We start from the raw sequence: 21919 nt of genomic DNA on the forward strand, positions 1-21919 counted from the left end.
GCCACACCCGCGGTGGCCTCAGACACCGGCACCTGCCAGTCGCTCGTCACGCGCGCCCCCGAGCAGTCCGTCCGCCGCCACGCCACCGATGACGATGACGGCGGGGGCCACCACACCCTCCGCAGCGCCGACGGCGGCCGCCTCGTCGAGGCGGGTCCGCGTGACACGCTGGGCGGGCGTGGAGCCGTTCTCCACGATCGCCACGGGAGTGGCCGGGTCGGTCCCGGCACGCAGCGCCTGCTGCACGATGATGCTCAGCGACGAGACTCCCATGAGTATCACCAGCGTAGCCGTGTTCTCGCGGACCACGGCGACGGCGGCCGCGTCGAGCCCGCCGTGCCCGGACGTGATGTGCACGCCGTGCGCCGTCCCGCGGTGGGTGACGGGGATGCCCGCGAGCTCCGGGACGCTCACCGCCGAGGTGATCCCGGGGACGACGTCGACCTCGATCCCCGCCTCCCGGCAGGCGATCATCTCCTCGCCGCCCCGCCCGAAGAGGAACGGGTCGCCGCCCTTGAGGCGCACGACGTACGCGCCGGCCAGGGCCCGCGCGACGATGATGCGGTTGATCTCCTCCTGCGGCACCGGATGGTGCCCGGACGTCTTGCCCACATGGACGACGTCGGTGGTGGCGGGCAGGTCGTCGAGCACCCCGACGGCGCCGAGCCGGTCGGCGACGACGACGTCCGCGCTCTGGAGGGCACGCCACGCCCGCAGCGTGAGCAGGTCGACGGCGCCGGGCCCGCCGCCCACGAGGGTGACCCGCCCCGGAGCCGGGCGCGCGGGGCCGGGCAGGCCCGCCGCTCCGCCCGGCTCCGGCGTCGTCGTGCCTGTCACGCCGGTACTCCCACCTGGACGACGCCGTCGACGACCCGGGCCGGGTAGGCGATCAGGCCGGCCGCGAGACCCGCCTTCGGTTCCTTGTCGGCCATCACCAGGCACTCCCCGGAGACCAGGGAGAACACCTGCTTGTAGATGGGCGACGCCACCGTCGGCAGGCCACCCCGGGTGCCGACGATCCCGCGGGACAGGACGTAGGCCCCGGAGAACGGGTCGAGGTTCTGCACCGCGCGCACCCGGACGCCCTCGTACGGCTCGGCGAGCAGGAAGACGGCGACCTGCACGCCGTCGAGCAGCGCGGCGACGCCGCGCTCGGGCATCAGGTCGTCCACCGGGCACACGGCGTGCCAGACGACGTCACCGGACACGTCCGCGCCCTCGCCTCCTCCGGCAACCTCGGCGAGCGCCACGGCACCGCCGGGTGCCGCCCCGGCCCGGGACTCGTCGCGTTCCGGCTCGCGTTCCGACACGGTCATGAGCGCACCTCCAGGTGGGGACCCGAGATCAGGACCGGCGCGTCCTCCGCGCCGGAGTCGGCCGCCGCGCGTTCGTCGTCGGTGGCGGGGCGATGCTGGCCACGCTCGGAGACGTACGCGAGGTTCGGGTCCGCCTCCTTCGGGGCGTTGACGAACGAGGTGAAGCGACGCAGCTTCTCGGGGTCGTCGAGCACGGCCTTCCACTCGTCCTCGTAGTTGGCGACGTGGTCGGCCATGGCGGCGTCGAGGTCGGCGCAGATGCCGAGGGAGTCCTCCATGACGACCTGGCGCACGCCGTCGAGGCCGCCTTCGACCTCGTCCATCCACGGGGCGGTGCGCTGCAGGCGGTCACCGGTGCGGATGTAGTACATGAGGAAGCGGTCGACGGTGGTCAGCAGTTCCTCCCGGGTGAGGTCCTCCGCCAGCAGCTTGGCGTGCGCGGGGCGCTGCCCGCCGTTGCCCGCCACGTAGAGGTTCCAGCCCTTGTCCGTGGCGATCACGCCGACGTCCTTGCTCTGGGCCTCGGCGCACTCGCGGGCGCACCCCGACACGCCCATCTTGAGCTTGTGCGGGGCGCGCAGGCCGCGGTACCGCAGCTCGAGCTCGACCGCCATGCCCACGGAGTCCTGCACGCCGTACCGGCACCAGGTGGAGCCCACGCAGGACTTCACGGTGCGCAGCGACTTGCCGTAGGCGTGGCCGGACTCGAAGCCGGCGTCCACGAGGCGGCGCCAGATGTCGGGCAGCTGCTCGACGCGCGCGCCGAACATGTCGACCCGCTGGCCGCCCGTGATCTTCGTGTACAGGCCGAAGTCCCGCGCGACCTCGCCGACGACGATGAGCCCCTCCGGCGTGACCTCGCCGCCGGGCATGCGCGGCACCACCGAGTAGGTGCCGTCCTTCTGCATGTTGGCCAGCATGTGGTCGTTGGTGTCCTGCAGTGCGGCCTGCTCGCCCGCGAGGATGTGGCCGTTGCCCTGGCTCGCGAGGATGGAGGCGACGACGGGCTTGCAGATGTCGCAGCCGCGGCCGGGGCTCGCGGCGTCCTCGGGCGCGCGCCCGAACCGGCCGATGATCTCGCTGAACGTGTGCAGGTCGGCCACGCGGACGGCGTCGAACAACTGGGCGCGCGTCAGCTCGAAGTGCTCGCACAGCGCGTTGCTGACCTCGATCCCGGCCTTCTCCAGCTCGGCGTTGGTCAGCTTCTTGACCACCGGGAGGCAGGCACCGCAGGTGGTGGCCGCCTTGGTGCAGGCCTTGACGCCCGGGATGTCGGTGCAGCCGTGCTCCGTCACGGCGGCGCGGATCTCGCCGGCCGACACGTTGTTGCAGGAGCAGACGGCGGCGTCGTCCGGGAGTTCGAGCCCACCGAGGGCGGCGCCGTTACCGCCCTCGGGGAGAATGAAGGCGCTCGGGTCCCCCTCGGGGAGCTGGGCGCCGAGCATGGGCCGCAGCATCGCGTAGGGGCCGGCGTCTCCGACGAACACGCCGCCCAGGAGGGTGCGGGCGTCGTCGGACAGCACGAGCTTCTTGTAGATGCCGGCCACCTGGTCGGCCCAGACGACCTCGACGCAGCCGTCCGACTTCCCGTGCGCGTCGCCGAACGAGGCGACGTCGACGCCGGACAGCTTGAGCTTGGTGGCGGTGTCGGCGCCGGGGAAGGTCGCGTCGCCGCCCAGCAGGCGGTCGACGACGATCTCCGCCATGGTGTAGCCCGGCGCGACGAGGCCGATGCAGCGGCCCTCGATGCAGGCCACCTCACCGATCGCGGACACGTCCGGATCGCTGGTGGCGCAGGAGAGGTCGACGGCGGCGCCGCCGCGCTCCCCCATCTCCAGGCCGGCCTCCCGCGCCAGCTCGTCGCGGGGGCGCACGCCCGTGGCGACGACGACGATGTCGGTGTCGAGCCGGCCGCCGTCGGCGAACTCCATGCGCCCGACGTGGCCGGTGCGCTTGTGGGGCTTGAGCTCCTTGGTGGCGGTGTCGGTGCGGACGGCGATGCCCTTGTCGTTGATGAGCCGCTTGAGGGCCTCGCCGCCGCCCAGGTCGATCTGCACGCCCATCAGGTGCGTGCCGAACTCGATGACCGTGGCGTGCGCGTCGAGTGCCTTGAGCGCGCCCGCCGCCTCCAGGCCGAGCAGGCCGCCGCCGACGACGGCACCACGGATCGGCTTGCTCGGGTTGTCCTCGCGCTTCCGCTCCACCCAGCCGCGCAGGGCCGCCAGGTCGTCGATGGTGCGGTACACGAACACGCCGGGCAGGTCCGCACCCGGGATGGGCGGCACGAACGGGTAGGAGCCGGTGGCCAGCACCAGGTGGTCGTAGGGGTGCACGCGGTCGAGGCGGTCGGTGACGGTCTTCCGCTCACGGTCGATCGCCGTGATCTTGCGGTCCCGGTACAGGGTGACGAGCGGGTCGTCCCACAGCTCGGGCTCGCCGAGCCCGAGGGCCTCGGGCCCCTCGGTGAACCAGCGGCTCAGGCCGACGCGGTCGTACGGGGGCCGGGGCTCCTCGGCGAAGACCTCCACGGAGTAGCGGCCGTCGGTGTCGCGGGAGCGCAACGCCTCGACGAAGCGCTGCGCGACCATGCCTCCGCCCACGACGACGACGCGTCGCGTGTCGTCGCCGCGGGCGGCTTCGCGCTGGGTGTCGCCCGCGGATTCGGGCACCGATGAATTGACCATGCCTTGACCGTAGGCGGGCACCTTTTCGGCACCGTGCAACGGCGGTTGCACGGCGGGAACATCTTCCTCACGCGGCCCGGAGCCGGCGTGTGAGTCGTTCGTCATGCGGGCACCTGCGCTTCCTCCTGGTCGGCGTCCAGGACCGGTGTCGCCGACCTCACCCAGGCCGCGATCCCGCAGACGGCCTCCTTGCAGGAGCCGCAGCCGGTGGTCGCGCGGGTCTCCGCGGCGATCTCCTCCAGGGAGTCCTTGCCGTCGGCGCAGCAGTCGGCGATCTCCCCCTTGGTGACGCCGTTGCACCGGCACACCACGGCGTCGTCCGGCATGTGTTCCGGCGAGTCGACCGGGGCCGCGGTCGGCATGATCGGGGTGAGCAGCAGGAACGCCGGGTCGGCGGGCACGGGGGTGCGCCGCGTGTAGGCGGCGGTGAGGTCCGCCGCGACCCGGGGGTCGCCCACGCACGTGGCGCCCACGAGGACGCCGTCGGCCACCACGGCCTCGACGAACCTGCCCGCGGCCGGGTCGGCGAGGCGCACCGCGCGCTCGCCGGGCCGGGGCGAGCGGCCGAGACCGGCCGCCCCCATGCTGACGACGCTCAGGTCGCCCGCCTTGACCTTGACCACGTCGGTCCCGCGGGTCTCGATCCCCGCGTCCGACGGGGTTCGCGTCACCGCCTGCGAGCCGAGCAGCGTGCCGAGGCGCACGGCCATCGACGGGCGCTCGCCCTGCTCGGGGAAGCGGAGGTGCTCACGGGGGCGGTCGGGGTCGAGGCCGGCGTCGGCGGGGCCGCCGTGCCCGGCGGCCTCCCGTGCGCTGGCCGCGGCACGTGCGGCCGCCTGGTCGGCGAACCGCTCGGCCAGGCGCCGGGCCTGGTCCCACCCCTCGGCGACGAGTCCGCGCGAGCCCTCGGGCGGCTGGGCGCAGTCACCGAGGGCGCAGACGGCCGGGTCGTCCGGGCTGGTCAGGTCGTGCCCGACGACGATCCCCCGGTCCGTCGTCAGCCCCGCCGCCTGCGCGATCCCCGAGGTCGGCACCGTTCCGGTGGACAGCACGACGAGGCCGGCGGCGACGACGTCGTCGTTCCCGAGCCGGACGCCGACCACGCGGCCGCCGGCCACGAGCACCTCGCTCGGCAGCACCCCGGCGCGAACCGTCACGCCACGGGCGGCGAGGCCGGCGGAGAGCACCTCGCCGGCGGGCCCGTCGAGCTGGCGTGCCATGAGGGACGGTGAGCCGTCGACGACGGTGACCTCCAGACCACGAGCCGCGAGACCGTACGCCGCCTCGACGCCGAGCACGCCCCCGCCCACCACCACGGCGCGCGGGGTGTTCACGGTGGCGGCGACGATCTCGCGGGCGTCGTCGAGCGTGCGCAGGGCGTGCACGCCGGCCGGCAGTCCGGACGCGCCGCCCGCGCCCAGGCCCGGGATCGGAGGGATGCGCGCCTCCGACCCGGTGGCCAGGACCACGTGGTCGTAGGGGTGCCGGCTGCCGTCGTCGGCCACGACCACGCGGGCCTCCCGGTCGATCGAGACCGCGCCGACCCCGCGCCGCAGGTCGACGCGGTCCAGGTCGGGCATCGGCATCCCGATCGCCGCGACGTCGGTGCGGCCGGCGACGACGTCGCTCAGCAGCACGCGGTTGTAGGGCTCGTAGGGCTCGGCACCGAGGACGGTGACGTCGAACGCGTCGTCGGTGTCACGGCGCAGCAGTTCGTCGACGAACCTGCCGCCGACCATGCCGAAACCGATCACGACGATCCGCAACGGGACTCGCAGACTCATGCGGGGGCCTCCTCGAGTGTGGGGGCGGACTCGGGGCGGGTGGGGGACTGTGCGGCGGCGCCGGGCGCCGCGCCCGGCACGGTGTCCGGCGGGACGCCGTCCGGCACGGGCGTGATCTCGACCGCGCACACCTTGAACTCCGGCATCCCCGAGATCGGGTCGGTGGCGTCGGTGGTCACGCGGTTCACCGAACCCACGCCGGACCAGTGGAACGGCATGAAGACCGTGTCGGGGCGCACGGCGTCGGTCCAGCGCGCGGTGGCCTCGACGAAGCCGCGGCCGGTGGTGAGACGCGCTCGGGCGCCGTCGGGCACGCCGATGCGGAAGCCGAGCACCGGGTGGATCTCGATGTACGGCTCGGGCACGAGGCGCTCCAGCTCGGCGACGCGGTGGGTCTGCGCGCCGGACTGGTAGTGCTGCAGGACGCGGCCGGTGACGAGGTAGAGCGGCGCTCCGGGACGCACGTCGTCGGAGGGCCCGTTGTGGTCGACGGCGATCATGCGCGCGCGGCCGTCGGGCGTGGGGAAACCGTCGAGGAACATCCGGGGCGTGCCGGGGTGGCCCTGTGGTTCGCCGGACGTCTCGTCCGAGCCGGGACGGCCGCTGCGCACAGGGAGTTCCGGCGTCTCGGCGGCGGGTGCCGCCGGGACGGGCCAGAAGAAGCCGGGACCGGACGCCGCCTCGTCGGCGTCCAGGCGGGCGTGGGACAGTCCCGAGTAGTCGGCGACGCCGCCCCGCGACGCGAGCGCGAGCTCGTCGAACACCTCGGCGGGGTCCGTGGGGAACCGCACCGCGCCCGGCTCGACCTCGCCCGGTGTGCCGAGGCGGCGCGCCAGTTCGGCGAGGATCCACAGCTCCGACCGGGTCTCACCGGGCGGGTCGGTGGCGCGCCGGCGGCGGATCACCCTGCCCTCCAGGGAGGTCATGGTGCCCTCCTCCTCGGCCCACTGGGTCACGGGGAGGACCACGTCGGCCAGCAAGGCCGTCTCCGACGGGACGAAGTCGGAGACCACCAGGAGATCGAGCGACTTCAGCCGTTCGGTGACCGAGTCGGAGTTCGGGGCGCTGACCAGCAGGTTCGAACCGTGCACCAGGAGCGCGCGGGGGCGCGTGCCCGTCTTCCCGGCAGCGGGCGCCGGGGCGCCGGGGCGCGCGGCGCCGTCGTCGGACGACGCGGCGGGCTGCGTGGCGGACGACGCTGCGGGCGGTGCGGCCGGCCGGGCGCCCAGGGACTGGAGCAGCTGCACCGCCGGCTTGCCCGGGCCGGGCAGCGACTCGGGAACCACGCCCCAGACCCCGGCGACGTACTCGCGCGCGGCCGGGTCGTCGATCTTGCGGTAGCCCGGGAGCTGGTCGGACTTCTGGCCGTGCTCACGGCCGCCCTGCCCGTTGCCCTGGCCGGTGACGGCGCCGTATCCCGAGCCCTCACGGCCCACGAGGCCGAGGGCGAGCGCCAGGTTGATCGCCGCGGTCACGGTCGCGGTGCCCTGCGCGGACTGCTCCACGCCGCGACCGGTCAGGATGTAGGCGCCGCGTCCGCCGTGGGCCGGCGCCGCGACGGCGAGCAGCCGCGCCACGCGGCGCAGTTCCCCGGCGGGGACGCCGCACACCGTCTCGGCCCGCTCGGGCCACCAGGCCGCGACCGAACGAGCCACGTCGTCGAACCCGGTGACACGCTCGGCCAGGTACTCGCGGTCCGCGAGGCCCTCGGCGAGGAGCACGTGCAGGAGGCCGAGGAGCACCACCATGTCGGTGCCGGGCACCGGCTGCAGGTGGACCCCGGCGCCGTCGTCGGTCAGCCTCGCCGTCGCGGAGACGCGCGGGTCGACGACGACGAGCCCGCCCGTGCCGCGCCGGCCCGCCTCCCGAGCGCCGCCGAGGTGCTGCACGGCCGGCGGCATCGTCTCGGCGACGTTCGAACCGAGCAGGAGGACGACGTCGGCGCCACCGACGTCCGCGAGCGGGAACGGCAGGCCGCGGTCCGCACCGAGCGCGCGGTTCGTCGCGGCTGCCGCGGAAGACATGCAGAACCGGCCGTTGTAGTCGATGTTCGGGGTCTGCAGCACGGTGCGCGCGAACTTGCCGAGCGCGTACGCCTTCTCGTTGGTGAGGCCACCGCCGCCGAACACGGCCACCGCCTCCGGGCCGTGCTCGGCCCGCAGCGCGGCGAGCTCACCGGCGACCAGGTCGAGCACGGTGTCCCAGCTCACGGGAACGAGCGGATCATCTGCCGACGCCCGCCGAGGGGTCCCCGCCTCCGGCCGCCCACCGCCGACCACGCCATTTCGCGCGACCACGCCATTTTCGCCGGTGTTGACGTCAACATCCGCCGAAATGGCGTGGTCGCGCGAAATGGCGTGGTCGCGCGGCGGCGGCTCCTGGGTCGGGGCCGGGAGCAGCGAGCGCCGCACGAGCGGCGTCGTGATGCGGTCGCTCGCGGTCAGGACGGACGCGGACGTCCAGCCCTTCTGGCAGAGTCCTCCGCGATTGGTGGGGAACTCACGGGGTGTCACGGTGAGGGGAAGGGGACGCACGGCCCCGTCGGGCGACGGGCCGTGCGCGCCAGGACCGCCGTCGTGCACGGACGGCGCGGTTCCGGGCGTGCCCCCGACGCCGGGCTCGGTGCCCGGCGCCAGGGACATGCCGCACTGCAGCGCGCAGTAGGGGCAGTGGGTGTCTGTCATGGTCAGACCTTCGCGGCGCGCATCTCGCCGCGCCCGTAGACGATCCAGCAGGTGGCGGCCATCAGCACGTACATCGCGATGAACAGCCAGAAGGCGGGGACCAGCGAGCCCGTCGCGGTGGTCGACACCGCGAACCCGCGAGGGATCAGGAAGCCGCCGAACGCGCCGGCGGCGCCCGCGATCCCGATGCAGCCGGCGGCCATCTTCGCGGTGCCTCCGGCGACCCGGAAGACCGCGGGGATCATGCGGTACACCGAGCCGTTGCCGACGCCCGTGAAGATGAACAGGAACATGAAGGACCCGAAGAACACCGGGAAGTTGTGCGTGCCGAGCGACCAGATCGCGCCCAGGGTCCCGGCCGCCATCGCGGCGAAGGAGACGAGCGTGATCGACACGCCGCCGAGCCGGTCGGCGAGGATCCCGCCCAGTGGGCGGGCCACCGAGCCGACCAGGGCACCCATGAACGCCATCGACAGGGAGACCTCGGGGAACTGGCTGTTCATCAGGGTCGGGAACGCGCCGGCGAACCCGATGAACGACCCGAACGTCCCGATGTAGATGAAGCTGATGAGCCACGTGTGCTTGCTGCGGGTCGCGATCGCGAACTGGCGCGGGTCGGCCTTGGCCGTGCTGAGGTTGTCCATGAACCGCCAGGCCAGGAAGACCGCCAGCAGGACGAACGGGATGAACACGTAGGCCGCGTTCTGCAGTGCGACGCCGGCGCTCGTCACGATCACGAGCGGAACCACGAACTGCACGGCCGCCGTGCCGACGTTGCCGCCCGCGGCGTTCCAGCCGAGCGCCGCGCCCTTCTCCCTCTCCGGGTAGAAGAACGAGATGTTCGCCATCGACGAGGCGAAGTTGCCGCCGCCGAAGCCCGCGAGCGCCGCGACGGCGAGCAGCACGCCGAAGGACACGTCGGGATTCTGCACGACGACGGCGAGCCCCGTGCAGGGGATGAGCAGGAGGGCCGCGGAGACGATGGTCCAGTTGCGGCCGCCGAACACGGGGACGGCGAGCGTGTAGGGGATGCGCATGGTGGCGCCGACCAGGGCGGGAAGGCCGATGAGCCAGAACATCTGGTCGGTGGTCAGGGCGAAGCCCGCCGCGGGGAGCTGCGGTACCACGATGGACCAGACGGCCCAGACGCAGAAGCCGAGGAACTCGGCGAAGATCGAGATGAGGAGGTTGCGGCGGGCGATGCGGCGGCCGCCGTCGTTCCAGAAGGTGGGGTCCTCCGGATCCCAGTGCTGGATCCAGCGGCCGGTGCGGTGGTGCTGTCGCTCGGCCGCGGCGCTGATGCCGGCGGCGCGGGCCGCCTCGAGGGCATGGGCGGGGGCGGCGTCGGGGATCGTCGCCGCGCCGTCCCGGGCCACATCGGCCGTGGTCGCCGCCTGCACGACGTCGGCGGTGGGGTTGTCTTCTCGGGCGGTCGGTGCGGACACGTGGTGCCTCCCTGATGGCTGGGTGCCCGACGACGTCGGGCAACCGGGAACGAGGTTCCCGGCACCGGCCCGACGTCGGACCGGATACGAAGACCGTAGGAAGGCGGTGTTTCCATGCCGGTCATGAGCCGGTGAAGCAACCGTAAGAAAGAACGCACAGGCACTCGCGGGGCGGTGTGAGGCCGCGCCGGAGGCGGGTCGCCCGGCTCACAGGTGGTGCACGTCAACCGTGAGGACCGCGCAACCCGTGGCGAACAGCGGACGGCTAGCGTGGGCGTCGTGGAACCGACGCCCCGTACCGTCGCCGACCATGTCGAGCGCGTGCTCGCGATGGTCTCGCCGTTGTCCTCCTGGGAGGTGACGCCGGCCCAGGTCGTCGACGGCGGTGCCCCGGCCGGCGGCCTGGCCGCCGCGGACCGCACGGTGCCGTCCCGCGCCGTCCCGGTGCTCGCCGCGGACGTGTACGCCGCACGCCCCGTCCCGCCGTTCGACCACTCCGCCATGGACGGCTACGCGGTCCGGGGCGACGACCTGCCCGTGTCCGGCGATCCGGTGACGCTCCAGGTGGTCGCGGACATTCCCGCCGCGGCGGGTGCGGCCCGCGAGCTGGCGCCCGGCACCGCGGCCCGCATCATGACCGGTGCGCCGATCCCGCCGGGCGCGGACGCCGTCGTCCCCGTGGAGCGCACGTCGACGGGCCGGTTCGACCCGGCCTCCGAACCCCGTCCCGGTGCGGGGACGCCCCGCGGGAACACCGTGACTCTGGCACGGCAGGCCCGCGACCACATCCGCCGGCAGGGCTCGGACGTCGTGACGGGTTCCGTGCTCGCGCGGGCCGGGGAGGAGCTGACCGCTCCGGTGATCGCCGGGCTCGCCGCGGCCGGCGTCCCGGTGGTTCGTGTCCGACGACGGCCGCGGGTGGCGGTCGTCGCGACCGGCTCGGAACTGGTGCCGTCCCCGATGCCGACCCGGCCGGGCGAGATCACCGACTCGAACTCACTCATGCTCGCGGCGGCCGTACGGGCTGCCGGGGCGGACGTCGTCCGGCTGGGCCCCGTGCCCGACGACCCGGACGCGCTCCGGGCCGTGCTCGACGGGGTGGTCGGTCACCATCGCGAGCGCGACCCCGGCACGGCCCACGTCGCTCCGGCGGGCTCGTCGGACCACGGGAGCGGCGCGGGCGGCGCAGGCGGCTCGACCGGGCGCGGGGTCGACCTGATCGTCACCGCCGGGGGCGTGTCCGCCGGCGCCGCCGACGTCGTGCGGGCCGTCCTGTCGGCCGGTAACGCGGGACCGGCCGACGACGGGACCGGGTCCGACCGGGCGGGCGGCCGGGCAGGGGCGGTGTCCGGCGTGGACCTCGCCGCCGTGGGAATGAAGCCCGGGCGCCCGCAGGCGCTCGCACGCTGGCGGGGAGTCCCGTGGATCGCCGTGCCGGGCACCCCTGTGGCCACCTACGTCTCGTTCGTCATGTTCGTGCGGCCCGCGATCGCCCGGCTCCGCGGCCTGGCGCATCCGAGCGCCCCACCGGACCTGCGGCCGGCCGCGATCGGGTGGAAGAGCCCGCGCGGGCGGGAACAGGTCGTGCCGGTGCACGTGCTGCCCCACGGCGTGGAACCCACCGGCGACGGGCACCACCTCTCCGCGCTCATCGCGGCGGACGCGCTCGCCGTGGTCCCCGCCGACGTCGAGAAGGTCGACCCGGGCGACCCCGTGCCGGTGATCCCGCTGTGAACGCCACGGGCGGGTACGCCGGTCCGGGCGGCACCAGCCCTCTCGACGCGATCGTGCTCGCCGGGGGGCGCGCGTCGCGGCTCGACGGCACTGCCAAGCCGGCCCTGCTGTCCGGCGGGGTGCCGCTCCTCCACCTCGCGCTGGACGCGGCGGCCGGTGCGCACAGGATCGCCGTCGTGGGCCCCGACGACCTGGCGGCGGCGCTCACCGCCCACCCCGCCGCCGGGAAGACCGTCCTGACCCGGGAAGACCCACCTTTCGGAGGTCCGGTGGCCGGTATCGCCGCCGGCCTGGCGGCGCTCGGCGAGCCGGCTCCGCCGACCTGGGTGCTGGTACTCGCCGTCGACGTGCCGCGGATCGCGGGAGCGGTGCCGCACCTGATCCACGCGGTGAGCGAGGAGCCCGGGGCCGACGGGGCACTTCTGGTGGCCCGCGGCCGGGCGCAATGGCTCGTCGGCCTCTATCGCGCCGACGCGCTCAGGGGGCGGCTCGCGGCCCTCGAGCCCGGCCCCGGTCACGGCCCTGGCCCTGGCCCTGGCCCTGGCCCTGGCCCTGGTGAGCCTCGCGGGCGCGGTGAACCTCTCGGCCGCGGCGGGCCCTCCGGTCGGGGCGCCTCCGTGCGACGTCTCCTGTCCGGCCTCCGCCTGCTGGAAGTTCCCGACCCTGGCAGTCTGTCGGCAGACGTCGACACGTGGGACGATGCCGAACGCCTCGGCGTCCGCCCCGGTGCCCCACCGAAGGAGCGACCATGACCGACCTGAAGACCTGGATCCACGCCCTCGAGACGGAACTCGGGCTCGAGCCTGGCACCATCGACATGAAGGCCGTGCTCGACCTCGCCCGCGACGCCGCCCACGCCGTCGCGCGCCCGGCCGCCCCGGTGACGACGTACGCGGTCGGCTACGCCGCGGGCCTGGCCGCCGCCACCGGGGAAACCACGGACGCCGCCCGCAAGGCCATCGCCCTCGCCCACCGCTGGCCGGAGGAGGCGTGAGCCGGGGAGCGTGACCGCCGCCATCGAGGTGTGACGACCGGCGGCCACGAACCGTCGAGCCGGGGAGATCGCTTTCTTTGCGACACTTTCCTGGTGCCGTCCGCCGAACATCCGCTGCTGAGCGTGCTCACCGCGCACGGGGCCCGTGCCGAGCGGCTGACCCATGTCCGGACGCTTCCCGGACGTGCCGGCGAGCAGGCCGACTGGCCGGAGTGGGCGGACCGGGAGATCGTCGCCGGGTACCGGTCGCTGGGGGCCGACCGGCCGTGGGTCCACCAGGCCGAGGCGGCCGACGCCGCCTGGCGGGGCCGGCACGTGGCGCTCGCCACATCCACGGGTTCGGGCAAGTCGCTCGCCTTCTGGCTGCCGGTGCTGTCGGACATCCGCTCCGCCCGCGGCGAACGGGGCGCGACGGCGAGCGGCGACCAGCCACCGCCGTCGTCGGCGAACATCCGGCGGCCCACCGCGATCTACCTCAGCCCGACCAAGGCCCTCGCCGCCGACCAGTTCCACGCGCTGCGGCGCGTGCTCGACGCCGCCGGCGCCCGCGACGTCCGCGTCACCACCTGCGACGGTGACACACCACGCGAGGAACGAGCGTGGGCCCAGAGTCACGCGGACGTGGTGCTGACGAACCCGGACTTCCTGCACTTCGCCCTGCTGCCGAACCATCGGCGCTGGTCACGTCTGCTGCGCGGGCTGCGGTACGTGATCGTCGACGAGGGCCACGCGTACCGCGGCGTGTTCGGCGCGCACGTGTCGCACGTGCTCCGGCGGCTGAGCCGGCTCGCTGAGCACTACGCGGCCGTCCCGACGTTCCCTGGGGCGGTTCCCTCCGCGCGCCGCGCGACCGCCGCGGCCACGTCAAGCGAGGACGGCGACCACGTCGACGAGCGCGTTCCGGCGGACGGGCGGGATCCCCGCGGGACCGGCGGCCCGCCCGGCGCGGGCGCGGCCGGCCGAGTGCGATTCGTCGTCGCCTCCGCGACCAGCGCCGGGCCCGGGGCCGCCGCGGGGCGGCTGATCGGTGCACCGGCCGATGCGGTCACCGTCGTCGACCGGGACACCTCGCCCGCCGGGCGGCGCACGTTCGCGCTGTGGCAGCCGCCCGAGATCGCGGGGTACGGCTTCACGCGGTCGGGCGCCGCTTCCGAGCCGGACGACGCGGCCCGCACGACCGCCGCGGACGACCCCTGGGCGCTGGACGCCGATCCCGACCACGAGTCGCCGCCGCCGGCCGCGCGGGCACCGGAGAATCCCCGGCGCTCCGCCACCGCCGAGGCCGCCGACCTCCTCGCCGACCTCGCCGCCGCCGGTGCCCGCACGCTCGCGTTCACGCGCAGTCGCCGGGGCGCGGAGTCGGTGGCACAGCGCGCCCGGGATCACCTGCGGCACGCGATCGTGCCGACAGGCCCCGAGGCCGGCACACCGCCGGAGACGCCCGGTGCGGGAGAACCGCCAGGGGCGGACCAGCCCGGCGCGTCCACCCTCGCGCACCCCTCTGAGCGGATCGCCGCGTACCGCGGCGGGTATCTGCCCGAGGAGCGCCGCGAGCTGGAGCGTGCCGTGCGGACCGGCGAGATCCTGGGACTGGCCACGACCAATGCGCTCGAGCTCGGGGTGGACATCTCCGGGCTGGACGCCGTCCTCGTCGCGGGCTGGCCCGGTACGCGCACCTCGCTGTGGCAGCAGGCGGGGCGGGCCGGGCGTGCGGGAGCCGACGGGCTCGTCGCGTTCGTGGCGCGTGAGGACCCTCTCGACACCTACCTGGTCCACCACCCCGAGGCGATCTTCGACGCGCCCCTCGAGGCCACGGTCTTCGACCCCGAGAACCCGCACGTCCTGGCCCCGCACCTGTGCGTGGCCGCGCAGGAGCTGCCACTGCGGACCGCCGACCTGGCACGGTTCGGCGCGCCCGAGCATGTGCGCCACATCCTGGAGGTACTGGTCGCGCGCGGTGCGCTACGACGCCGGGCGTCGGGCTGGTACTGGACGCACGCGCAGTCGGCGGCCGGCCTCACGGACCTGCGGGGGTCGGGCGGGGTGCCGGTGCGCGTCGTCGAGGCGGGCTCGGGGCGCCTGCTCGGCACGGTCGACGCGCCGTCGGCGGACGGCCAGGTGCACGACGGCGCCGTCTACGTCCACCAGGGCGTGACCTACGTGGTGAGGCACCTGGACCTCACCGACCACACCGCCGTCGTCGTCCGGCACGACGTCGACTACGGGACGTGGTCGCGCGAGGTGATGGAGGTGGCGATCCAGGGGCACGGCGACGCCGGAGCGGACGACGGGTCACGGGCGGAACAGCAGTCCGGCGAGGACCGGCCGGTCGTCACCCGCGACTGGGGGCCGATCACCTGGGGGATCGGGCCGGTCGAGGTGACGAGCCAGGTGGTGAGCTTCCAGCGGCGTCGGCTGCCGGACCTGCAGGCCATGGGCACGGAGGCCCTCGACCTGCCCGAACGCACCCTCGGTACGACGGCGGTGTGGTGGTCGGTCCCGGACTTCGTGCTGCGGGCTGCCGGCGTGACGCCCGAGGAGACGCCCGGCGCCCTGCACGCGGCCGAGCACGCCTCGATCGGGATGCTGCCGCTGCTGGCGACCTGCGACCGCTGGGATCTCGGCGGGGTCTCGACGGACCTGCACGCCGACACCGGCCAGGCCACCGTCTTCGTCTACGACGCGTTCCCGGGCGGGGCAGGCTTCGCCGAGCGCGGCTACGAGCTCGGCGCGACCTGGCTGCGCGCCACCCGTGACGCGATCGCCGGGTGCCCGTGCTCGGACGGATGTCCGGCGTGCGTGCAGTCGCCCAAGTGTGGGTCGTACAACTCGCCGCTGGAGAAGGCCGCGGCCGTGCGGCTGCTGGGCGCGGTGATCTCGCACGCGCCCGCCCCCGTCGCGTCCGCGTGACCGCCGTCGTCGCGGACGGCCGAGGCCCACGACCTCGGCCGGTGACGGGACGCCCGGGTGACCGGGCGGGCCACTGGCCGAGGCAGCCGTCGCGCGGCTAGTTCGGGGCGCCGACCTGCGGGTCGGGGAGGTAGACCGTGCCCCCCGCGGCGAGGAACTCTTCGGACTTGGCGGCCATGCCGGCGCGGGCCTCCTCCTCGGTGACGGGCATCGACCCGGCGATGGCCTGCTGCTCCGCCGCGCCGCCGAACTCGTCGCGGATGTCCTGCGAGATCTTCATGGAGCAGAACTTCGGCCCGCACATGGAACAGAAGTGCGCCGTCTTGGCGGCCTCGGCCGGCAGCGTCTCGTCGTGGTACTCCTGGGCGAGCTCGGGGTCGAGCGAGAGCGCGAACTGGTCGCGCCAGCGGAACTCGAACCGAGCCTTGCTCAGGGCGTCGTCACGGTCGCGCGCGCCGGGGTGGCCCTTGGCGATGTCGGCGGCGTGCGCGGCGATCTTGTAGGTCACCACGCCGGTGCGCACGTCGTCCTTGTTGGGCAGGCCGAGGTGCTCCTTGGGTGTGACGTAGCAGAGCATCGCGGTGCCGTACCGGGCGATCTCGGTGGCGCCGATCGCCGAGGTGATGTGGTCGTAGCCGGGGGCGATGTCGGTGACCAGCGGGCCGAGCGTGTAGAACGGCGCGCCGTCGCACAGCTCCTGCTGCCGCTCCACGTTCTCCCGTACGAGGTGCAGCGGGACGTGCCCGGGGCCCTCGACCATGACCTGCACGTCGTGCTGCCAGGCCCGCTTGGTGAGCTCCGCGAGCGTGTCGAGCTCGGCGAACTGGGCGGCGTCGTTCGCGTCCGCGATGGAGCCGGGGCGCAGTCCGTCGCCGAGGGAGAACGCGACGTCGTAGGCGGCGAAGATCTCGCACAGCTCGTCGAAGTGCGTGTAGAGGAAGTTCTCCTGGTGGTGCGCGAGGCACCAGCCGGCCATGATCGAGCCGCCGCGCGACACGATCCCCGTGACGCGGTCCGCCGTGAGCGGCACGTACCGCAGCAGCACGCCGGCGTGCACGGTCATGTAGTCCACGCCCTGTTCGCACTGCTCGATCACCGTGTCGCGGTAGATCTCCCAGGTCAGCGCATTCGCGTCGCCGTTCACCTTCTCCAGGGCCTGGTAGATCGGCACGGTGCCGATCGGGATCGGCGAGTTCCGGATGATCCACTCACGGGTCGTGTGGATGGCGTCGCCGGTGGACAGGTCCATCAGGGTGTCCGCGCCCCAGCGGGTCGCCCACTGGAGCTTCTCCACCTCCTCCGCGACGGAGCTGTGGACGGCGGAGTTCCCGATGTTGGCGTTCACCTTCACGGTGAAGGCCCGGCCGATGATCATCGGTTCCGACTCGGGGTGGTTGACGTTGTTCGGGATGATGGCGCGCCCCGCGGCGACCTCGGACCGGACCAGCTCCACGTCGCAGCCCTCCCGGAGTGCGACGAACCGCATCTCGGGGGTGGTCTCGCCACGACGGGCGTAATGCATCTGGGTGACGGTGCGTCCGGGAAGTGCCCGGCGCGGCGCCCGCTGCGTTCCCCGCCATTCGTCCTCGGCTGCGCGGCGGCGGCGGCCGTCGTCGGCTGCCGTGAGCGGACGGCCCTCGTACTCCTCGGTGTCGCCTCGCTCCCCGATCCATTCGGTCCGGGCGGCCGGGAGGCCGTGGTTCGGATCGCACGCCGGCCCGTCGGTCCGGTAGAGCCGGACCGGGGCGTTCGGCGTGCCGTCGGGGGACGGCGCGAGCGTGATCTCGGTGACGGGGACCTGCAGGCCGCTCTCGGGGTCGACGTCGTACGTGAGCGTGCGCGAAGGGATGGTGGTCATCACTCTCCAACTTCCTACGCCGGAATTACCCGGTCAGGTTCGACGGTCCGGGCCGCGACAGCCCGATCTCAGCCCTTGCGAGGGCACCCGTGGGATCGAGGGTCACGTTACAACACGTCGGCAGCTTCGCGTCAACAGGGGGTGAAACAGCTTCAGGCGACGCCTCCGGGTTCGCAAAACAGCATCTGACCTGGGATGATATGGCGCCGTGGACGACATAACAGTGCAACGCGTACCCCCAGGGCCGGTTCTCGACGCCTTGCGCACCTACCACTGGCTGCCGGCCAGATGGGGCTCCGTCCACCCGGTTCTCCTCGAAGCCGCGCTCGATCTCGCCGATGGAGATCCGCGCCGCCTCCGGGTCGACGACGACGGCAGCGTCGCCGTCCTGAACCGGCCTGTGGAACCCGAGAACCAGGTGTGACGCCTCACCGGGGCCGATGCCCCACATCCGTTCGTGAACCACGACAAGGAGGCCCGGACGACGAACCGACCCCGGCATGACCGAGCGCTTCCCGGGGTCCTCACGACACCTGCCCCCGGGGCCCGCGACACCCGGAGTTCCCGGGCGTCGCGAGGACCGCCGGAAAGACCCGGTGCGGCGGAAGCGGTGGCCCGTGGGATCACCGATGACCTCTCACCTCGTTCCCGGCGTCGCGCACAGGGGGCGCGCCGCCGGGCCGCTCATTCCCCGAGCCGCTTGAACGGCCGTGTGGAGAACACCACCTCGACCGCGACGCCGAAGTACTCGGCGATCCGGAGCGCGAGGTACAGCGACGGGCTGTACTCCCCCCGTTCCAGGTACCCGACCGTCTGGTAGTGCACACCGAGCGCCTCCGCGAGCTCGCGCCGTGAGACTCCCCTCTCGGCCCGGAGCATCGCGATCCGGTTGTGTACGACGTCGGTGGTGGTCTCGCCCACTCCTCACCATCCCTGTGCCATGACACGATCCCGCGCCTCGGCCACCGCCGCTCCGGATGCCCGGCGGGCCATCCGGCGCAGCACGATCGGCGCGATGATGAAGCCTACGACGGTCCAGGCGCCGAGCACACCGAACATCTCGAGGGTTCGCCACGACTCGCCGATCTCCACCGCCGCCATCTCCTGCGGCAGCATCGCCGACCGCGCTCCCAGACCGAGCCAGTAGTACGGGAAGACCTGCCCGACCCACTGCAGCCAGGTGGGGAGGGCCGTGATCGGGTAGAAGATCCCGGACGGGATCATCAGCGCCATGGAGCCCAGGAGCAGCAGCCCTGTCTGCGAGGCACTCTTGAAAAGGGACCCGAGCGCCACACCGATCGGGACCGTCGAGACCAGTCCCAGCACGTAGATCAGCACCAGGAGCACCCAGGTCCGGGCGTCGAGACGCAGGTCGCCCGCCACCGTGACACCCGGGATGATCAGCAGGACGATGCTGATCAGTGTCGTCGCGCCGAACATGACGACCTTGCCGACCAGGTACCCGATCATCCCGTTCGGCGTGGCCTTGGCCCGCAGCAGCGTGCCGTCCTCACGGTCCGTCGCGATCGTGCCCGCCGGACCGGTCAGGCCGCCGAACGCGATCGACATACCGACGATGCTCGGCAGCACCATGGCGCCGAGTTCGAAGTCGGTGCCGGGCACCGTGCTGCCGCGCATGAAGAGGAGCACGATCGCGAAGATCACGGGCATCAGGAAGTACCAGAGGACGTCCCCCGGCTCCCGCAGGGACTGCTTGGTCTCCAGCCATCCCCGGAGCAGGCCGGCACGGGCCGCCACCCACCGGGCATCGTTCGTCGCCGTCGTCATGAGCGCACCTCCTGGGTCTCGCCGTCGGTGCTGTCCTGGACCACCGCATCGCCGGCCCTTCGCACCGGCGCCGCCGCGTCATCGTTCTCCTGGCCGTCACCACTCGCCACGTCCCGGTCGGCTTCATCCCGGCCCACCGCGTCGGCGTCGCCGGAACCCGCTGCGTCCGCGTCCCTGGCGGCGCCGCGCCTCGTCTCCGCGCGGTGCACCAGCGCCATGTAGGTGTCCTCGAGGCTGGCCCGGCGCACCTCGAGCTCGGCGACCTCGGGGTCCGTGGCGAGCAGGTCACGGACGAATCCGGTGGGGTCGCTCTGCTCGACGGCGTGCACGTGACGCCGCTCGCCCGAGGTCCAGCGAACCTCCGCGCCCGTCGCCATCTGGCGCGCGAGCTCGTCGGCGGACCCGTCGGCGACGATCGTGCCCTGGTCGAGGATCAGGATCCGGTCGGCGAGCTTCTCCGCCTCGTCGAGATCGTGGGTCGTGAGCAGGATCGTCGTGTTCTCGAAGTCCGACAGCCGGTGCACGAGGTCGTGGAACTCGCGACGGGCGTGGGGGTCGAACCCCGCGGTCGGCTCGTCCAGGAAGACCAGCTCGGGCCGGCCGACGATCCCGATCGCCACGTCCAGGCGGCGTCGCTGCCCGCCGGAAAGGGCCTTGGCCTTCTGATTCGCGTGCTCCGTCAGGCCCACGGCCTGGAGCAGCTCCTGCACGTCCCACGGCCGCGTGACCTCGGGGGTCGAGAACGGCACGTAGAACCTGGCGAGGTAGTCGAGCAGCTCGCGCACCGTCCACCGGCCGTGATCGCGCCACGACTGCAGCACGACGCCGAGCCGGGCCCGCCATGCCTCGTCGCCGTGCGCCGGATCCTGCCCCAGCACCGTGACCTGCCCGGCGGACCGCGTGCGGAACCCCTCCAGGATCTCGATGGTCGTGCTCTTGCCGGCCCCGTTGGGGCCGAGCAGCGCCAGCACCTCTCCGCGCCTCGCCGTGAACGAGACGCCCGTCAGTACATCCTTCGTTCCGTAGCGCATCCGCAGATCGCGGACGTCGATCGCCACGTCCGCCGGTTCCCGCGACGGCTGCTGATCCGTCATCACACCCTCCATACTTTTCGTAGTAGGAATACTACTTTTGGTAGTGGTGCCATGTCACTCTGTTTTTCCGGCCGGTTCACGATCCCGCGCGGTACTCCCAATGCCAGGCCTCGGGCTTGGAGCCGCCGGGCCCCGCCCAGGACGGGTGGATCCAGCCGTACGCGCCCGCGTTCGCGACCATCCACCGGTGCTCGGCCGTCCCGAAGTACTGGATGCCGCCGCCCAGGTCGATCGCCTCGCCCCAGCCGTGGTTCGACGTGCCGGGCGGGGCGGCCAGCGCGCCCTTGCTCGCCGCGACCGCCACCTGCGCCGCGTACGACCGGTACGAACCGCGCACCGCCAGGTCACGCCCGAACGCCGCGCGGAACGCCACGTTCAGGCTCTCGATCGCCACGGCGGCGTCGCACCGGAGTTCCTGACCGGGAGCGAACGACAGGTCGCACAGGAGACGCGACGGGAGCTCGCCGTTCCGATGGTTCCTGGCCGCGCCCGCCAGGCCCGCGGACCTGCCGGGCGTGGCCGGCCCGGGCGCGACCTGCCCCGCACCCAACTGCCCCGCACCGACCCGTGCCGACCGCGGGCCCGCGCGAGCATCCGCCCGGGCGGCGCCGAGCGAGGACCATCGCCCGGTCAGCGCCACGGCGCGCCGGACCTCGACCCGCACCACACCCACGGCCGGCACGGTGCACGAGGTCGCCTCGCTCCCGTTGCGCGCGACCGCCGCGGTCGCCGTCGCGCACGCGTCGTGTCCGCCCCGGAGGGCCGCCGCTCCCGCCAGCGCACCGAGGTCCGCGGCCGACTGCGCCGCACCGCGACCGTTCTGCGCGGCACCGAGCGCGGCGAGCCCGCCGGTGAGCACCAGCACAGCACCGATGATCCCGAGGGCCAGGACGGTTCCCGCGCCGCGCTCCGCCGGCCGCCGGTTCACGGTTCCACCCAGGCCGTCGCCGTCCCGCGTGCGCGCAGCGGTCCGTCGGAGGCCCATCCGTTCACGACGGGCTTCGTCACCGTCACACGCACCCATTCGCCGTCGCGGTCGATGGACAGTTCCACGTCGTCGCCGCCGACCCGCGCGACGGTCCGAGCGACGTCGGAGTCCGCCTCGCCGATCGCGACCGCCCGGGCCCCCGCCCGGGCCGCGTCCACGGCGCGCATCTGCGCCACGGACGCGGCCACGAGCGTGAGCACCGCGACCAGGACCAGCACGACGGCGGGAAGCGCGACGGCGAGCTCGGCCGTCACGACCCCTCGCTCCGCATCCCGGTTCGCGGCCATCCTCAGCCCACCGAGAGTGCCGTCGTGATCAGCGACGTGAGCATCGACTTCACGTCACCGCCCTTGAGGACGACCATGAGCAGCCCTGCGAACCCCACCGCGCCCAGCGTCGCGATCGCGTACTCGGCGGTGGCCATCCCCGCCTCGGGGTCACGCCCCGGGTCCCGCCCCGCACCGCGCACGGCCGGGACATCCGCCTCGGCCCGTTCGGCCGGCTCGGTCTCGGCCCGAGCAGTCCGCTCGGTCTGCTCGGCCGGAACAGCCCGCTCCGTGACCATCGTGTCCGTCATCGTGATCTCCTCCTTCGTTCACCCGCCACCCCGTGCGGCGGGAGGTCTTCCTTCCTGCCCGAG

The 21919-nt window shown here is 73.7% G+C and carries 18 protein-coding genes and 1 riboswitch; of the genes, 5 read left to right on the forward strand and 13 right to left on the reverse strand.

What is annotated here, in order from left to right; translation table 11 throughout:
* Positions 1-18: 18 nt before the first annotated feature.
* The 6 genes from cobA to EDD34_RS19065 form a co-directional block, all read right to left on the reverse strand.
* Entirely contained in the window at positions 19-837 is an 819-nt protein-coding gene (cobA, locus tag EDD34_RS19040) for a uroporphyrinogen-III C-methyltransferase (protein ID WP_246012570.1), read from the reverse strand.
* The gene (nirD, locus tag EDD34_RS19045; protein ID WP_123815963.1) at positions 834-1316 is read right to left on the reverse strand and encodes a nitrite reductase small subunit NirD; all 483 of its coding nucleotides are present in this window, start codon (positions 1314-1316) and stop codon (positions 834-836) included. Before nirD ends, cobA begins: the two co-directional genes overlap by 4 nt.
* Positions 1313-4000: a nitrite reductase large subunit NirB gene (gene nirB / locus EDD34_RS19050; RefSeq protein ID WP_123815964.1), complete on the reverse strand. Its 2688-nt coding sequence runs from the start codon at positions 3998-4000 to the stop codon at positions 1313-1315. The genes nirD and nirB overlap by 4 nt, the downstream gene beginning before the upstream one ends.
* A gap of 101 nt (positions 4001-4101) precedes the next feature.
* Positions 4102-5784 (reverse strand): FAD-dependent oxidoreductase, encoded by a 1683-nt coding sequence (locus EDD34_RS19055; protein WP_123815965.1) that lies wholly within the window; start codon positions 5782-5784, stop codon positions 4102-4104.
* The gene (locus EDD34_RS19060) at positions 5781-8468 is read right to left on the reverse strand and encodes a molybdopterin oxidoreductase family protein (RefSeq protein WP_123815966.1); all 2688 of its coding nucleotides are present in this window, start codon (positions 8466-8468) and stop codon (positions 5781-5783) included. Before EDD34_RS19060 ends, EDD34_RS19055 begins: the two co-directional genes overlap by 4 nt.
* A 2-nt stretch (positions 8469-8470) precedes the next feature.
* On the reverse strand, positions 8471-9769 hold the full coding sequence (locus tag EDD34_RS19065) for an MFS transporter (RefSeq protein WP_123816670.1): 1299 nt from the start codon (positions 9767-9769) through the stop codon (positions 8471-8473).
* A gap of 423 nt (positions 9770-10192) precedes the next feature.
* Here EDD34_RS19065 and EDD34_RS19070 point away from each other — a divergent pair, with 423 nt between their 5' ends.
* The 4 genes from EDD34_RS19070 to EDD34_RS19085 all read left to right on the forward strand — a co-directional run bounded on the left by EDD34_RS19070 (position 10193) and on the right by EDD34_RS19085 (position 15551).
* Positions 10193-11647 (forward strand): molybdopterin molybdotransferase MoeA, encoded by a 1455-nt coding sequence (locus tag EDD34_RS19070; RefSeq protein WP_211341640.1) that lies wholly within the window; start codon positions 10193-10195, stop codon positions 11645-11647.
* On the forward strand, positions 11644-12399 hold the full coding sequence (gene mobA / locus EDD34_RS19075; RefSeq protein ID WP_246012571.1) for a molybdenum cofactor guanylyltransferase: 756 nt from the start codon (positions 11644-11646) through the stop codon (positions 12397-12399). The genes EDD34_RS19070 and mobA overlap by 4 nt, the downstream gene beginning before the upstream one ends.
* A complete protein-coding gene (locus tag EDD34_RS19080) occupies positions 12396-12641 on the forward strand; it encodes a DUF6457 domain-containing protein (protein WP_123815967.1) in 246 nt (81 codons plus the stop codon). Before mobA ends, EDD34_RS19080 begins: the two co-directional genes overlap by 4 nt.
* Before the next feature lie 90 nt (positions 12642-12731).
* Positions 12732-15551, forward strand: a complete 2820-nt coding sequence (locus EDD34_RS19085; RefSeq protein ID WP_246012723.1) for a DEAD/DEAH box helicase — start codon at positions 12732-12734, stop codon at positions 15549-15551.
* A 97-nt stretch (positions 15552-15648) separates the two neighbouring features.
* On the opposite strand, the gene thiC is transcribed toward EDD34_RS19085, so the two are convergent.
* Positions 15649-17409: a phosphomethylpyrimidine synthase ThiC gene (gene thiC, locus EDD34_RS19090; protein ID WP_123815968.1), complete on the reverse strand. Its 1761-nt coding sequence runs from the start codon at positions 17407-17409 to the stop codon at positions 15649-15651.
* Positions 17404-17508, reverse strand: a riboswitch (TPP riboswitch). It overlaps the preceding gene by 6 nt.
* A 109-nt stretch (positions 17509-17617) precedes the next feature.
* Here thiC and EDD34_RS19095 point away from each other — a divergent pair.
* Positions 17618-17833, forward strand: coding sequence for a hypothetical protein (locus EDD34_RS19095; protein ID WP_123815969.1), 216 nt, complete (start codon positions 17618-17620; stop codon positions 17831-17833).
* Between the two features lie 260 nt (positions 17834-18093).
* Here EDD34_RS19095 and EDD34_RS19100 read toward each other — a convergent pair whose 3' ends face one another.
* The 6 genes from EDD34_RS19100 to EDD34_RS19125 all read right to left on the reverse strand — a co-directional run bounded on the left by EDD34_RS19100 (position 18094) and on the right by EDD34_RS19125 (position 21856).
* Positions 18094-18330 carry a helix-turn-helix transcriptional regulator gene (locus tag EDD34_RS19100; protein WP_246012572.1) on the reverse strand — a complete coding sequence of 79 codons (237 nt, stop codon included), beginning with the start codon at positions 18328-18330 and terminating at the stop codon, positions 18094-18096.
* A 3-nt stretch (positions 18331-18333) separates the two neighbouring features.
* Complete coding sequence (locus tag EDD34_RS19105) at positions 18334-19197, reverse strand: ABC transporter permease (protein WP_123815970.1); 864 nt, start codon at positions 19195-19197, stop codon at positions 18334-18336.
* Entirely contained in the window at positions 19194-20291 is a 1098-nt protein-coding gene (locus EDD34_RS19110; RefSeq protein WP_123815971.1) for an ABC transporter ATP-binding protein, read from the reverse strand. The genes EDD34_RS19105 and EDD34_RS19110 overlap by 4 nt, the downstream gene beginning before the upstream one ends.
* Before the next feature lie 76 nt (positions 20292-20367).
* Positions 20368-21219, reverse strand: coding sequence for an Rv3654c family TadE-like protein (locus tag EDD34_RS19115; RefSeq protein ID WP_246012573.1), 852 nt, complete (start codon positions 21217-21219; stop codon positions 20368-20370).
* Positions 21216-21533 (reverse strand): TadE family type IV pilus minor pilin, encoded by a 318-nt coding sequence (locus EDD34_RS19120; protein WP_246012574.1) that lies wholly within the window; start codon positions 21531-21533, stop codon positions 21216-21218. Before EDD34_RS19120 ends, EDD34_RS19115 begins: the two co-directional genes overlap by 4 nt.
* Before the next feature lie 35 nt (positions 21534-21568).
* On the reverse strand, positions 21569-21856 hold the full coding sequence (locus EDD34_RS19125; RefSeq protein WP_123815973.1) for a DUF4244 domain-containing protein: 288 nt from the start codon (positions 21854-21856) through the stop codon (positions 21569-21571).
* Positions 21857-21919 lie beyond the last annotated feature (63 nt).

Origin of the sequence: Myceligenerans xiligouense (genome assembly GCF_003814695.1) — a bacterium.
Taxonomy (GTDB): Bacteria; Actinomycetota; Actinomycetes; order Actinomycetales; family Cellulomonadaceae; genus Myceligenerans; species Myceligenerans xiligouense.